The sequence below is a fragment of the Streptomyces nigrescens genome, from assembly GCF_027626975.1.
Lineage (GTDB): Bacteria > Actinomycetota > Actinomycetes > Streptomycetales > Streptomycetaceae > Streptomyces > Streptomyces nigrescens.
This window is the reverse complement of record NZ_CP114203.1, coordinates 6,124,208-6,137,710: the sequence shown is the minus strand read 5'-3', so window position 1 is coordinate 6,137,710 and position 13,503 is coordinate 6,124,208. Positions and strand designations below refer to the sequence as shown.

Genomic DNA, 13,503 nt, shown 5'->3' with positions numbered 1-13,503 from the left:
CGGCCGGTCCGGGGTGCGCGGCCGCGGAGGACGGGTCTCGCCTACCGGGGCAGGACGACCCGCATCACCATTCCGCCGCCCTCCCGGGGCCGGGCGGTGATGGTGCCGTCGTGGGCGCGGACGACCGACCGGACGATGGACAGGCCCAGACCGACGCCCTTGTCGCTGCCGGTGCGCTCGGTCCGCAGCCGCCGGAAGGGCTCGAAGAGGTTCTCCACCTCGTACGCGGGAACCACCGGCCCCGTATTGGCGACCACCAGCACCGCACACCCCGGCTGCGGCTCGGTCACCACCTCGACCCAGCCCTCCTCCGGCACGTTGTAGCGCACCGCGTTCTGCACCAGATTCAACGCGATCCGCTCCAGCAGCACACCGTTGCCCTGCACCAGCACCTGATGACGCACCCCCCGCAGCTCCACCCCCTTGGCGTGCGCCTCCTCCCGCGTCTGGTCCACCGCCTGCGCCGCGACCTCCGACAGATCGACCGGCTTCTTGTCCACCACCTTGTTCTCACTGCGCGCCAGCAACAACAGCCCCTCCACCAGCTGCTCACTGCGCTCATTGGTCGCCAGCAGCGTCTTGCCCAGCTGCGCCAGCTCCGGCGACGCCGCCGGATCGGCCAGCTGCACCTCCAGCAACGTCCGATTGATCGCCAACGGCGTCCGCAGCTCATGCGACGCATTCGCCACGAACCGCCGCTGCGACTCAAAAGCCCGGTCCAACCGGTCCAGCATCTGATCGAACGTGTCCGCCAACTCCTTCAACTCATCATCCGGACCCCCCAACTCGATCCGCCGATGAAGATCCGAACCCGCCACCCGCTGCGCCGTCCGCGTGATCCGCCCCAACGGCGACAACACCCGCCCCGCCATCGCATAACCGAAAGCGAACGCCACCACCGTCAGACCCACCAGCGCCGCCAGGGAGCGGTTCAGGAAGGTGTGCAGCGCGAGTTCGCGCTGGTTGTGGAGGCAGTCGCTGATGGCCGAGTTGATCTCGGCGACCGTGCCGACCGACGGCAGGTCGGGACAACTGATGTTGCCCACCCTGACGTTGGTGCCGAAGACCCGGAACTCCGGGGTGCCTTCCTTGAGGGTCTGGGCCGCCAGGATGTAGATGAGCGTGAGCAGGACGACCCCGGCCATCAGGAACATGCCGCCGTACAGCAGCGTCAGCCGTATCCGGATGGTCGGCCGCAGCCAGGGCGCCGGGCGGCGCGGCGGGCCGGGGCGCGCGGTGGGCATCGGAGGCAGGGCGGCCGGCGCGGGAGCCCGGGAAGCGGGTGCCATGACCCTCAGCCCCGAGGAGCCGACGAAGCGGGCACTGCTACTGATACCGGGGCAGGAGGTGTACGCACGACTGATCCTTCCTCAGGTGCCTTAAGGCACAGGAGAGTTGCAAGGCACCGTCCATCCTGCACAAAGGGGTCATAAACCGGCAGTAAGCAACGGCTCACCTCCCGGCCCACGGCCCCCGCCCGTATCTGCCCGTCGTTCGCCGGACTCGCCTGCCGGGGCCCCGCACCAGGGCCCCGGCAGGCAGGCCGATACGGACTAGCCGGCGGCCGGTTCCGGTGCCGTCAGCCGGAACCGTGCGAGCCGGTCGTCGCTGCTCCAGCGCACCAGCCCGGCCTTCTCCAGGACGCGGCCCGACGCCGGGTTCGACAGCTCCACGTCCGCGCACACCGTGTGCACGCCCGGTGCCGTGAAGGCGAACGCCACCAGGGCGCGGGCGGCCTCGGAGGCATAGCCGCGGCCCCGCCGGGACGGCACGATGCCGTAGCCGATCTCCAGCGAGCCGTCACTCGGCGGCCAGAACAGCCCGATGGCGCCGACCACCCGGCCGCCGTCCCGTTCGAGGATCTGCCGCTGGCCGTGGACGCCACGCGCGTCGGGGTTCTCGGCGGTGAAACCGGCGATGACCCGGTCACCGTCGGCGGGGAAGTCCGCCGCCCAGTGCGGCTGCGGTGTCCCGTCGAGCACGGCGGCGAGCTCACCGTCGGACCACGGCCGCAGCAGCAGCCGTGCGGTGAGCAGATCCGTACCGCTCGGCACAAAGGCGGAATCCGGAGAGTCCGGAGAACCCGGGGAGAGAGGGGAAGAAGAGGAAAGAGAGGAAGACACGCGTCACTCCTGGTCGTTGTCGACGACCGGGCCGCGCTCAGGACATCGGGCGCTCAGGACATCAGGCGCTCCGGCGTCCCGCTCAGGCGGCGGCCCGGACAAGGGCATGCTGAGGAAGCGGCCGGCGGGCCATATTCATCAACCTCCCTCGTCCAGCAGCGGTCGCGCTCGGGGCGCGCGCCGTTGCACCGTACCAACCGGTGGGCTGCCGCCCCCAGTTGTTTTCCGCGGCGGCCGGCCGGAGCCGGTCACGCGGGGCGGGCGCCGCCCTCCGCGCACCGGCCCCGGCGCCGCGTCAGTACTGCGGCGGTCCGAAGCCGCCCTGCGGGGGCGGCGGGGTGCCGGGCGGCATCGGCGGGGCACCGGCCGGCGGCATCGGCGGACCGCTGACCGGGGGCACCGGTCCGGCGGGCGGCTGCCAGACCGGCGGGGCCTGCGGGCCGGGCGGCGGGACGAAGCCGGGGGCGGCGAACTGCGGTGCCTGCGCCGGCGGGTACCAGGCGGGGGCGACCGGCTCACCGCGGCCCATCATGGCCAGCAGCACCACCGACCCGAACAGGTCCAGCGCCAGCTGGAGGTGGCCGATGATGCTCATGCCCGGCATGGCGCCGGACAGGTCGAACAGGGTGCCGTTCATGGCCATCCCGATCAACGACAGCAGGGCGCCGGGCAGCGACACCACCGCCAGCCCGATGGCCAGCCCGCGGGCCGCGGCGCCGCGCATCAGGCTGTTGAGCGCGGCAGGCACGGTCAGCGCGAGGAAGGCCAGGGCGGACCACCCGGAGGACAGGCCCAGCAGCGCGCCGAGGGAGCCCTTGCCGAGGTAGAAGATGGTGAAGGCGTTGCTGCCGCCCTGCACCAGCATGTAGACCTGCCAGACCAGGTTGACCAGCACCATCGCGCCGAGCACCAGACCGGCCACCACACCGGCCGTCCTGGCCGGGCGCATCGGCGGGTCGCTGGGCGTCCGACGCGGCCAGGAACGCATCCCGGCGAGCAGCACGACGCCCGCGATCAGGGACAGCAGGAACAGCCCCAGGCTGCTGAGGAAGACGTTGTCGAAGGTGTCCGTGTCGGTTTCGGCGTGCCGGAACCAGCGGTTGTCGCTGGTGTGGAAGCCGACGCTGATGATGGCCTGCAGCGCGGTGGCGAAGGTCAGGGTGGTGGCGACGGCCAGCAGTCCGCCGGCCACCCGCTGCCCCGCGAACGCCGCGAACACCGCCGCCAGCTGGACCAGGGCGAGGCCGAAATGGAACACGCTGGTGACCTGGTTGAGGCCGCCGGAGTTCTGGAAGGTCCAGGATTCCCAGACCCCGTCGATGCCGAACTCACTGAGGTCGACGACCAGCCAGGTGACGGTGAAAAGGAAGAACAGCAGGCAGAATGCCCCGCCGGTGATACGGGCGCCCTTGGCGAGCGCCATGGATTGGTGCATTTCGTCCCCCGGTTGTGTCAGTGCGTGGCGAGGGAGCACGGTAGCAATGCGCCGGTCCGCGGTCTGCCCCTGGACCTGCAGTTCTTCACGGTTCCTGCGCACGGTGCCCCGGGCGCCGCCACGGCCCGGACATGCCGGACCCCCGGCCGGCGGGGGTCCGGCCGGGGGTCCTCAGGACGCCCTCAGTGGTTGCTGGGGAAGCCCAGGTTGATGCCGCCGTCGGACGGGTCCGGCCAGCGGGTGGTGACGACCTTGCCGCGGGTGTAGAAGTGCACGCCGTCGTTGCCGTAGATGTGGTGGTCGCCGAAGAGCGAGTCCTTCCAGCCACCGAAGGAGTGGTAGCCGACCGGCACCGGGATCGGCACGTTCACGCCGACCATGCCGGCCTCGACCTCCATCTGGAAGCGGCGGGCCGCGCCGCCGTCGCGGGTGAAGATCGCGGTGCCGTTGCCCCACGGCGAGTTGTTCATCAGCGCGATGGCCTCGTCGTAGGTCTCGACGCGGACCACGGACAGCACCGGGCCGAAGATCTCGTCGCGGTAGGCGTCCATCTCGGGCGTGACGTTGTCCAGGAGGGAGACACCGATCCAGTGCCCGTCCTCGTAGCCCTCGACGGTGTAGCCGGTGCCGTCGATGACGACATCGGCGCCCTGGGCCGCGGCGCCCTCGACGTACGAGGCGACCTTGTCGCGGTGGACCTTGGTGATCAGCGGGCCCATCTCGGAGGCCGGGTCGTCGCCGGGGCCGATCCGCAGCTTGTCGGCGCGCTCCTTGATCTTGCCGATCAGCGGGTCGGCGGTCTCCCCGACGGCCACGACGACGGAGATCGCCATGCAGCGCTCACCGGCCGAGCCGTACGCGGCGTTGATCGCGGAGTCCGCGGCCAGGTCGAGGTCGGCGTCCGGCAGGACCAGCATGTGGTTCTTGGCGCCGCCCAGTGCCTGGACCCGCTTGCCGTTGGCGGTGCCGGTGGTGTGGATGTAGCGGGCGATGGGGGTGGAGCCGACGAAGGAGACCGCGGCGATGTCCGGGTGCTCCAGGATGGCGTCGACGGCCACCTTGTCGCCGTTGACGACGTTCAGCACACCGTCGGGCAGCCCCGCCTCGGCGGCCAGCTCGGCCAGCTTGAAGGCGGCGCTGGGAACCTTCTCGCTCGGCTTGAGGACGAAGGTGTTACCGCAGGCGATGGCGAGCGGGAACATCCACATCGGAACCATCGCCGGGAAGTTGAACGGCGTGATGCCGGCGACCACACCGAGCGACTGGCGGATCGCCGCCACATCGACGCGGGTGGAGACCTGGGTGGACAGCTCACCCTTGAGCTTCTCGGGGATACCGCAGGCCAGCTCGACGATCTCCAGACCGCGGGCGACCTCGCCGAGCGCGTCGGAGTGCACCTTGCCGTGCTCGGCGGTGATCAGCTGCGCGATCTCCTCGCGGTGCGCGTCGAGCAGCTCGCGGTACTTGAACAGCACCGAGGTGCGCTTGGCCAGAGAGCTGGTGCCCCAGGTCTTGAAGGCTTCCTTGGCCGCGCGGACGGCCGCGTCGACCTCGTCGACCGAGGCGAAGGCGACCTGCTTGTCCTGGGCGCCGGTGGCCGGGTTGTAGACCGGGCCGAAGTTGCCGGAGACGCCCTCGACGGGCTTTCCGCCGATCCAGTGGCTGATGGTCTTCATGCGGGGGGCCTTTCTGGGCTGACGGCTTCGGGCAGGGGTCACAGGTGGCGGCGGCGCCCGGCGGTGTGCCGGTCGTACGCCTCGCGGGCGGCCACCGCCGCCGGACGTGTCGCGGTCTCGGCAACAGGAACATCCCACCAGGCCTGAGCCTCCGGCGCGCCCGGCACAGTGTCAGCCGTTTCGGTCTCGACATAGACACATGTGGGCCGGTTCGCGCCACGCGCCTCGGCGAGCGCCGCGCGCAGCTCACCGACCGTGGCCGCCCGCAGGACGTGCATCCCGAGCGAGGCGGCGTTGGCCGCGAGATCGACGGGCAGCGGAGCGCCGGTGTATGTGCCGTCCGCGGCGCGGAAGCGGTAGTCGGTGCCGAACCGTTCGCCGCCGGTCGCCTGGGAGAGCCCGCCGATCGAGGCGTAGCCGTGGTTCTGGATGAGGACGATGTTGATGTGGATGCCCTCCTGGACCGCGGTGACGATCTCGGTGGGGTTCATCAGATACGTACCGTCGCCGACCAGCGCCCACACCGGCCGGCCGGGGGCGGCCATCCGCACACCGATCGCGGCGGGGATCTCATAGCCCATGCAGGAGTAGCCGTATTCGAGGTGGTACTGCCTGCGGGACCGGGCACGCCAGAGTTTGTGCAGGTCACCGGGGAGGGATCCGGCCGCGTTGACGAGGATGTCGGTGTCGTCGACCAGGGCGTCCAGCGCGCCGAGGACCTGGGTCTGGGAGGGCCGTACGGAGGCGTCCCGGGCACCGAACGCGGCGTCCACCCGGCGCTCCCAGTCCGCCTTCGCCACCCTGTAGGCGGCTTCGTACTCCGCGTCGACGCGGTGTCCGGACAGCTCCTTGGTGAGCGCTTCGAGTCCGGCGCGGGCGTCGGCGACGAGGGAGGCGGCGCCGAGCTTGTGGGAGTCGAAGGGGGCGATGTTGAGGTTCAGGAAGCGGACACCGGGCTCGGCGAAGAGGGTCGCGGAGGCGGTGGTGAAGTCGGTGTAGCGGGTGCCGACGCCGATGACCAGGTCGGCCTCGCCTGCGAGCGCGTCGGCGGTGGCGGTGCCAGTGTGGCCGATACCGCCGACATCGGCGGGGTGGTCGTGGCGCAGCGAGCCCTTGCCGGCCTGGGTGGAGGCGACCGGGATGCCGGTGGCGTCGGCGAAGGCGCACAGCGCGTCCTCGGCCTCGGAGTGGTGCACACCGCCGCCCGCGATCAGCAGCGGCCGGCGGGCGCCGCGTACCGCGCGCACGGCATCCGCCAGGGCATCGGCGTCGGGAAGGGGCCGGGTGACCCGCCAGACCCGGTCGGCGAAGAACTCCTCCGGCCAGTCGTACGCCTCGGCCTGGACGTCCTGCGGCAGCGCGAGGGTGACGGCGCCGGTGTCGACGGGGTCGGCGAGCACCCGCATGGCCTGGAGGGCGGCGGGGATCAGCGCTTCGGGCCGGGTGACCCGGTCGAAGTAGCGGGAGACCGGGCGCAGCGCGTCATTGACCGACACGTCGCCCGCCTGCGGGACCTCCAGCTGCTGCAGGACGGGGTCTGCCGTCCGGGTGGCGAAGGTGTCTCCGGGCAGCAGCAGCACCGGGAGGCGGTTGACGGTGGCGAGCGCGGCACCGGTGACGAGGTTGGTGGCGCCGGGGCCGATGGAGGTGGTGACGGCCTGGGCGGAGAGCCGGTCGCACTGCCGGGCGTAGCCGACGGCGGCATGCACCATGGCCTGCTCGTTGCGGCCCTGGAGGTACGGGAGCGCGTCCCCTGACTCCAGCAGGGCCTGGCCGAGGCCGGCGACATTGCCGTGGCCGAAGATGCCCCAGCAGGCGTTGATCAGGCGGTGCCGGCGGCCGTCCCGCTCGGTGTACTGGTGGGCGAGGAACTCGACCAGGGCCTGCGCGACCGTGAGGCGGCGCGTCGTCGGAGCGTTCATCGGGCGTCTCCTGCGGGCGCTTCGTAGAGGGGTAGGCGGGGGTCGACCGGCTGGCCGGGCCAGGTGGAGCGGATCCAGCCGTGGTCGGGGTGGTCGCAGATCAGCCACTCGCGGGCGCCGGGACCGGCCATCACGTTCAGGTAGTACATGGTGTGGCCGGGCGCGGCGATGGACGGGCCGTGCCAGCCGTCGGGGATGAGGACGGCGTCCCCGCTGCGGACCTCGGCCAGCACGTCGGTGCCGCGGCCGCGCCCCGAGGGGGTCACCCGCTGGTAGCCGACCCCGTCCGTACCGCGCGCGGACTCGATCTCGAAGTAATAGATCTCCTCCAGTTCGGACTCCTCGCCGGGGCGGCACTCGTCGTGCTTGTGCGGCGGGTAGGAGGACCAGTTGCCGCCGGGCGTGAGCACCTCCACCGCGATCAGCCGGTCGCACTCGAAGGTGTCCGCCGCGCCGAAGTTGTTGACCTGGCGGGAGCAGTTGCCGGTGCCGCGCAGCTCCACGGGGACGTCGGACGCGGCCCCGTAGCGGGCGGGCAGGCGGTTCTCGCAGCGGGCGCCGGTGAGCGCGAAGCGGCCGCCGGCCGCGGTGGCGATCTGGACGTGGGCGTCGCGCGGTACGTAGGCGAAGTCCGTGACCCCGCTGAACACGCTCTCCCGGCCGGTCAGTTCGAAGCTCTCGCCGTCATCGGTCAGCACCGTGCAGCCGCCGGACAGCGGCAGCACGATCCATTCGCTGTCGCCGGTGGCGAAGGCGTGGTGGGCACCGGGCGGCAGGTCCAGGACGCGCAGCGAGGAGTGGTCCCAGCCGGCCCGCTTCGGGTCGATGTCCAGGGCGTACGGGCCCGCTGCCGCGGCCCCGGCCCCCAGATGGAATTCAGTGCTCATAAGTCGAGTCTCCTGCGGAATTCGCGGCGTTCACAGCAGGCCCACGGCGGTGTCCACGGCGGCCGCGACATCCCCGTCGGCCGGGTAGAGCAGGGAGCGGCCGACGACCAGGCCCTGCACGGTCGGCAGCCGCAGCGCCTTGCGCCACTTCTCGTAGGCGGCTTCCTGGTCCTGGACGGTGCTGCCGATGTCGCCGCCGAGCAGCACGGTCGGCAGGGTGGTGGTCTCGCAGACCCGGGCCATGGCGTCGGGGTCGTCGGTGACCGGCAGTTTGAGCCAGGTGTAGGCGGAGGTGCCGCCGAGTCCGGAGGCGATGGCCACGGAGCGGGTGACGGCCGCGGCGCTGAGGTCGTTGCGGACCGCGCCGTCCGCCCGGGAGGAGAGGAACGGCTCGACGAAGACGGGGAGCCGCCGCTCGGCCATCGCGTCGATGGCGCGGGCGGTGGCCTCCAGGGTGGTCAGCGAGCCGGGGTCGCGGTAGTCGATGCGCAGCAGCAGTTTGCCGGCGTCGAAGCGGAGCCGGGCGAGGTCCTCGGGGCGGTGGCCGGTGAACCGGTCGTCCATCTCGAAGGAGGCGCCGGCCAGACCGCCGCGGTTCATGGAGCCCATCACGACCTTGCCTTCGAGGGCGCCGATCAGCAGCAGGTCCTCGAGGATGTCGGCGGTGGCGAGCACCCCGTCCACACCGGGCCGCGACAGCGCCAGGACCAGGCGTTCGAGCAGGTCGAGGCGGTTGGCCATGGCGAGCTGCCGGTCACCGACGGCCAGCGCGCCACGGGCCGGGTGATCGGCGGCGACGATCATCAGCCGGCCGCTGTCGCCGAGGAGCGGGCGACGGGTGCGGCGGGCGGCGGCCTCCGCGACGGCTTCGGGGTGCCGGGCCCGCAGCGTCGCGAGGTCACTGATCCGAGGGGTCAAGGCTCAACTCACCTTCTTGAGTGCACAGGTGGAGGGGGTGCGGCCACCGGACGGGCCGGGCCGGGGGGTCACCGGCCGGCGAGGAACGCGTCGACCTCGCCGGCCGTGGGCATCGCCGAGGAGCAGGCGAGGCGGGAGGCGACGATGGCGCCCGCGGCGTTGGCGTACCGCATCATCGGCTCCAGCTCCCAGCCGGCCAGCAGGCCGTGGCACAGCGCCCCGCCGAAGGCGTCGCCGGCGCCCAGGCCGTTGACGACCTCGACGGGAGTGGGCGGGACCTCGGCGGTACGGCCGTCACGGTGGACGGCGAGCACGCCCTTGGGGCCCTGCTTGATGACGGCAAGCTCAACGCCCCTCTCCAACAGCGCGTGGGCGCAGGCCTTGGGATCGCGCAGCCCGGTGGCGACCTCGGCCTCGTCGACATTGCCGACCGCGACGGTGGCGTGCCGCAGGGCGGCCTCGTAATACGGGCGGGCGGTGGCCATCGCCGCGGCGCCGCTCGCCCCGCCGTCCCCGGAGGCGCCGCCCTCGCCGCCCCAGAACATCGGCCGCCAGTCGAGGTCGAAGACGGTGGGACCCGCCTTGGCACGGGCCTCCAGTGCGGCGAGGGTGGCGCTGCGGCTGGGCTCCTCACAGAGCCCCGTGCCGGTGATCCAGAAGATCCGGGCGGCCGCGAGGGCCTCCTGGTCGAGTTCTTCGGGACGGATGACCAGGTCCGGCGCCTTGGGGCGGCGGTAGAAGTAGAGCGGGAAGTCGTCCGGCGGGAAGATCTCGCAGAACGTGACCGGTGTCGGGTAGGCGTCGACGGAGGTCACCCAGCGGTCGTCCACGCCGAAGTCGCGCAGCGCCTGGTGGACGTAGTCGCCGAACGGGTCACGGCCGGTGCGGCTGATGACCGCGCTGCGGCGGCCGAGCCGGGCGGCGGCCACCGCGACATTGGTGGCGGAGCCGCCGAGGAACTTCCCGAACGTCTCGACCTGGGCCAGCGGCACACCGGTCTGCAGCGGGTAGATGTCGACTCCGATGCGGCCCATGGTGATCAGGTCGTGCGGCTGGGTCATGTGCGCCCCTTCGGGTCGGCCGGCGCGGCGGGTTCGGCAGGTTCGGCTCCGAGGAAAGGTCTAACGGGGAGAGCCAGACCCTGTCAATACTTTGTCCTTACATACTGACGTCAGGGAGAACAATGAGCGCACGACGGGAGGGAGCTGGGATCGACGCGAGGGGAGCCGGGATTGGCGCGAGGGAGGCCGGGGCGAAGGTGACGAGGGAGGCCGGGGCGAAGGTGCGGGGGAAGCCGGGGCGAAGGTGCAGGGGAAGCCGGAGCGAAAGGCCCGTGCGACTCCAGAAAGGGCGCCCGCGCACCCAGGGAAAGGGCCCGCGCGCCCCCGGCGCCCGGCGCCCGACCCACCCTCCCGACACACCCCGAGTGACAAAGTCCTTAAGTCCTTATGTCAGGACGAAGTCTTGACACTCCCCGGGGCGGCAGAGAGGCTGTGCCCCACAACCCCACCCCAGCGCCTCCCGGTCACCGCCGACCGGTGAGAGGAGAGCCGCAGCATGCCCGTTCCCCATGCCGCCCAGCCCGTCCTGGACCGCATCCGCGTCGGTTCCGCACCCGACTCGTGGGGAGTCTGGTTCCCCGACGACGACCAGCAGGTCCCCTGGCAACGCTTCCTGGACGAGGTCGCCGAGGCGGGGTACGAGTGGATCGAACTCGGCCCGTACGGCTACCTCCCCACCGACCCCGCTGTCCTGCGCGAGGAGATCACCCGCCGCAGCCTGCAGGTCTCGGCCGGCACGATCTTCACCTCGCTGCACCACGGCCCGTCCGTATGGGACAAGACCTGGGCGCACGTCTCCGAGGTCGCCACCCTCACCCAGGCGATGGGCGCGGGGCACCTCGTCGTCATCCCGTCCTTCTGGCGCGACGACAAGACCGCCGAGGAACTCGAACCGCGCGAGCTGACCGTGGAGCAGTGGAAGCATCTGACCACCGGCATGGAGCGGCTGGGCAAGCGGGTGCGGGACGAGTTCGGGCTGGACATCGTCGTCCACCCGCACGCGGACACCCACATCGACACCGAAGAGCATGTCGAGCGGTTCCTGGACGCCACCGACTCCGGCCTCGTCAACCTCTGCCTGGACACCGGCCACTACGCCTACTGCGGCGGCGACAGCGTCAAGCTGATCCGCACCTACGGCGAGCGGATCGGCTACCTCCACCTCAAGCAGGTCGACCCGGACATCCTCGGCGAGGTCGTCGCCAAGGGCACGCCGTTCGGCCCCGCCGTCAAGCAGGGCGTGATGTGCGAGCCGCCGCTCGGCGTACCGGCACTGCCGCCCGTCCTGGAGGCCGCCCAGGAACTGAACGTCGACCTCTTCGCCATCGTCGAGCAGGACATGTACCCCTGCCCGCCCGACCAGCCCTTCCCCATCGCCGAGCGGACCCGCCGCTTCCTGCGGTCGTGCGGGGCATGAGCCGCCCGCACCTCCTGCGGGTGCGGCGGTAGGACTCGCACGCGATGTCGTACGCGATGCCGTACGCGGATGCCGTAGCGCACATCTCGGACGCCTGCGTCGGGTACGCCTGCACCTCGTGCGCGCGCGTGCCCACCCCGTACGCCTGCGCCTTGCACGCGGCCGCCTCGTACGTCTACAGCTCGTGCGTGACCGCCTCGTACACCTACGGCGCGTGTGCATCCGCCTCGCGCGCCTACGCCTCGCACCTACCCTCCCCGTACACCTGCACGTCGTGCGCGCCCGCCGCGCGACGCCTCCTCCTCTTACCCCGGCAACGATTACGGAGCGTAACCAGTTCCGTTCTCAGGGTATCCCTCACACTCCGTAGCACGTAAGGACTTGTGGACGACATGACTTCGCACGAAACGCTGGGCGTGGCGGTCATCGGCACCGGCCGGATGGGCGCCGACCACGTACGCCGGATCAACGAGGTGATCAGTGGCGCCCGGGTGGCGGCCGTGGTCGACATCGACGCGGCGCGGGTCAAGCACCTCGCCGACGGCATCGAAGGGTGCACCCCCTACACCGACCCGGCCGCCGCCATGGACGACCCCGGGGTGGACGCCGTACTGATCGCCTCGCCGGGACCCGCGCACGAGGCGACGCTGCTGGACGCCTTCGCGCGGGATCTGCCCGTGCTGTGCGAGAAGCCGCTGACGCCGGACGCCGCCTCCGCGCTGCGGGTGCTGGAGGCCGAGCAGGCGCTGGGGCACCGCCGGGTCCAGGTCGGTTTCATGCGCCGCTACGACGCCGACTACCGCGCCCTCAAGTCCCTTCTGGACCAAGGCACTTACGGCCGTCCGTTGATGCTGCACAACAAGCACCGCAACGCCGGCAGCACGCCCGGCTTCACCAACGCGATGATGATCAACGACTCGGTGGTGCATGAGATCGATGTGACGCGCTGGCTGCTGGGGGAGGAGATCACCGCGGTGCGGGCGCTGCGCCCCGCCCCCACCGGCAACGCCCCGGAGGGCCTCAGCGACCCCCAGCTGATCCTCTTCGAGACCGCGGGCGGCCAGGTCGTGGACACCGAGATCTTCGTCAACTGCGGCTTCGGGTACCAGGTCAGCTGTGAGGCGGTCTGCGAGGGCGGCACGGCCAGGATCGGCGACGACCACGGAGTGTTCAGCAACACCGCGGGCCGCTGGGGCGGTGCGATCACCCCCGGTTTCGTGGAGCGCTTCGAGGAGGCCTACGACCGGCAGGTGCAGCGCTGGGTCAACGCCACCCGGCGCGGCGAGATCGAGGGCCCCAGCTGCTGGGACGGCTATGCCGCGGCCGCCGTCTGCGAGGCGGGTGTGCGCGCCCAGACGACCGGCGAGCGGGTGGCGGTCGAACTGATCGAGCGGCCCGCGCTGTACGGATGAGGCGCCCCGTCGCCGAGCCCCCGTCCCCGGGCCCCCGCCGCTTGAGCGCCCCGCCGCCGGTGCACGCCGTACCGCCGTCGAGCTGATCCAACGGCCCGCGCTGTACGGGTGAGGCGATCCGTCGCCGCGCTGTACGGGTGAGGCGGCCCGTCACCGTGCCGTACAGGTGAGGCGGCCCGTCGCCGCGCTCTACGGGTGAGGCGGCCCGTCGCCGTGCCGTACCGCTGAGGCGGCGCAGCACGGAGGCGGTCCGCCGTCGGCGGCGGCCTGTCGTGAGGCGCCCGCCCCGCGCAGCCCCGCCGAGCCGCCGAGCCGCCGAGGCTCCGTGCCCCTGCCCCCGAGGCCCACGCCGCCCGGGCGCCCGCCCCGCGCTACGCCGCCCTGCCACAGAGGCCCTCTCCGACCGGGCGCCCGGACGCCCGTACGCCCGGACACCCGCCGCGCCCGCACCCCCGTCCCCCCTTGTCCCCCTCCACCCACGCACCCCGCACCGCCGCAGCGCGCCGCCCGCTCCCCCAGGCCGCCGCCGCGCCCGCGCCCGCACCTGGTCCACCGAAAGGCCCCGCACCATGTACGTCGCTCCCGACGCCGGCCCGCACGGCCACCTGCCCCCGCACCAACGCCCCGCTCCCGACGCCGGGTTGACCGGCCG

At 72.0% G+C, this 13,503-nt stretch carries 10 protein-coding genes; 2 read left to right on the top strand and 8 right to left on the bottom strand.

The annotated features are described in order from the left end of the window. Positions 1-41: 41 nt before the first annotated feature. The 8 genes from STRNI_RS27335 to iolC all read right to left on the bottom strand — a co-directional run bounded on the left by STRNI_RS27335 (position 42) and on the right by iolC (position 10,022). Positions 42-1,289: a sensor histidine kinase gene (locus tag STRNI_RS27335; RefSeq protein WP_420911226.1), complete on the bottom strand. Its 1,248-nt coding sequence runs from the start codon at positions 1,287-1,289 to the stop codon at positions 42-44. Between the two features lie 264 nt (positions 1,290-1,553). Beyond that, positions 1,554-2,054, bottom strand: a complete 501-nt coding sequence (locus tag STRNI_RS27330; RefSeq protein WP_159488219.1) for a GNAT family N-acetyltransferase — start codon at positions 2,052-2,054, stop codon at positions 1,554-1,556. 364 nt (positions 2,055-2,418) lie between these two features. Then, complete coding sequence (locus STRNI_RS27325) at positions 2,419-3,558, bottom strand: hypothetical protein (RefSeq protein WP_274735708.1); 1,140 nt, start codon at positions 3,556-3,558, stop codon at positions 2,419-2,421. Positions 3,559-3,740: 182 nt separating this feature from the next. Continuing rightward, positions 3,741-5,234 carry a CoA-acylating methylmalonate-semialdehyde dehydrogenase gene (locus STRNI_RS27320; RefSeq protein ID WP_093646319.1) on the bottom strand — a complete coding sequence of 498 codons (1,494 nt, stop codon included), beginning with the start codon at positions 5,232-5,234 and terminating at the stop codon, positions 3,741-3,743. A 38-nt stretch (positions 5,235-5,272) separates the two neighbouring features. Next, on the bottom strand, positions 5,273-7,156 hold the full coding sequence (gene iolD / locus STRNI_RS27315; RefSeq protein ID WP_277412194.1) for a 3D-(3,5/4)-trihydroxycyclohexane-1,2-dione acylhydrolase (decyclizing): 1,884 nt from the start codon (positions 7,154-7,156) through the stop codon (positions 5,273-5,275). Then, a complete protein-coding gene (iolB, locus tag STRNI_RS27310; protein WP_109889846.1) occupies positions 7,153-8,043 on the bottom strand; it encodes a 5-deoxy-glucuronate isomerase in 891 nt (296 codons plus the stop codon). The genes iolD and iolB overlap by 4 nt, the downstream gene beginning before the upstream one ends. 30 nt (positions 8,044-8,073) lie before the next feature. Next, positions 8,074-8,961 (bottom strand): Cgl0159 family (beta/alpha)8-fold protein, encoded by an 888-nt coding sequence (locus STRNI_RS27305; protein WP_277412193.1) that lies wholly within the window; start codon positions 8,959-8,961, stop codon positions 8,074-8,076. Between the two features lie 68 nt (positions 8,962-9,029). Continuing rightward, a complete protein-coding gene (gene iolC, locus STRNI_RS27300; protein ID WP_277412192.1) occupies positions 9,030-10,022 on the bottom strand; it encodes a 5-dehydro-2-deoxygluconokinase in 993 nt (330 codons plus the stop codon). Between the two features lie 496 nt (positions 10,023-10,518). Between iolC and STRNI_RS27295 the strand changes: the two genes are divergently transcribed. Together STRNI_RS27295 and STRNI_RS27290 are read left to right on the top strand one after the other, a co-directional pair. Next, positions 10,519-11,439 carry a sugar phosphate isomerase/epimerase family protein gene (locus tag STRNI_RS27295; RefSeq protein ID WP_266443231.1) on the top strand — a complete coding sequence of 307 codons (921 nt, stop codon included), beginning with the start codon at positions 10,519-10,521 and terminating at the stop codon, positions 11,437-11,439. A 392-nt stretch (positions 11,440-11,831) separates the two neighbouring features. Continuing rightward, positions 11,832-12,851: a Gfo/Idh/MocA family protein gene (locus tag STRNI_RS27290; protein ID WP_026170247.1), complete on the top strand. Its 1,020-nt coding sequence runs from the start codon at positions 11,832-11,834 to the stop codon at positions 12,849-12,851. Positions 12,852-13,503 lie beyond the last annotated feature (652 nt).

Excerpts from the sequence above, each read along its gene's own strand:
- STRNI_RS27290 (WP_026170247.1), top strand. The coding sequence starts at position 11,832 with ATGACTTCGCACGAAACGCTGGGCGTGGCGGTCATCGGCACCGGCCGG.
- STRNI_RS27325 (WP_274735708.1), bottom strand. The coding sequence starts at position 3,558 with ATGCACCAATCCATGGCGCTCGCCAAGGGCGCCCGTATCACCGGCGGG.
- iolD (WP_277412194.1), bottom strand. The coding sequence starts at position 7,156 with ATGAACGCTCCGACGACGCGCCGCCTCACGGTCGCGCAGGCCCTGGTC.
- STRNI_RS27320 (WP_093646319.1), bottom strand. The coding sequence starts at position 5,234 with ATGAAGACCATCAGCCACTGGATCGGCGGAAAGCCCGTCGAGGGCGTC.
- STRNI_RS27335 (WP_420911226.1), bottom strand. The coding sequence starts at position 1,289 with ATGGCACCCGCTTCCCGGGCTCCCGCGCCGGCCGCCCTGCCTCCGATG.
- iolC (WP_277412192.1), bottom strand. The coding sequence starts at position 10,022 with ATGACCCAGCCGCACGACCTGATCACCATGGGCCGCATCGGAGTCGAC.
- STRNI_RS27295 (WP_266443231.1), top strand. The coding sequence starts at position 10,519 with ATGCCCGTTCCCCATGCCGCCCAGCCCGTCCTGGACCGCATCCGCGTC.
- iolB (WP_109889846.1), bottom strand. The coding sequence starts at position 8,043 with ATGAGCACTGAATTCCATCTGGGGGCCGGGGCCGCGGCAGCGGGCCCG.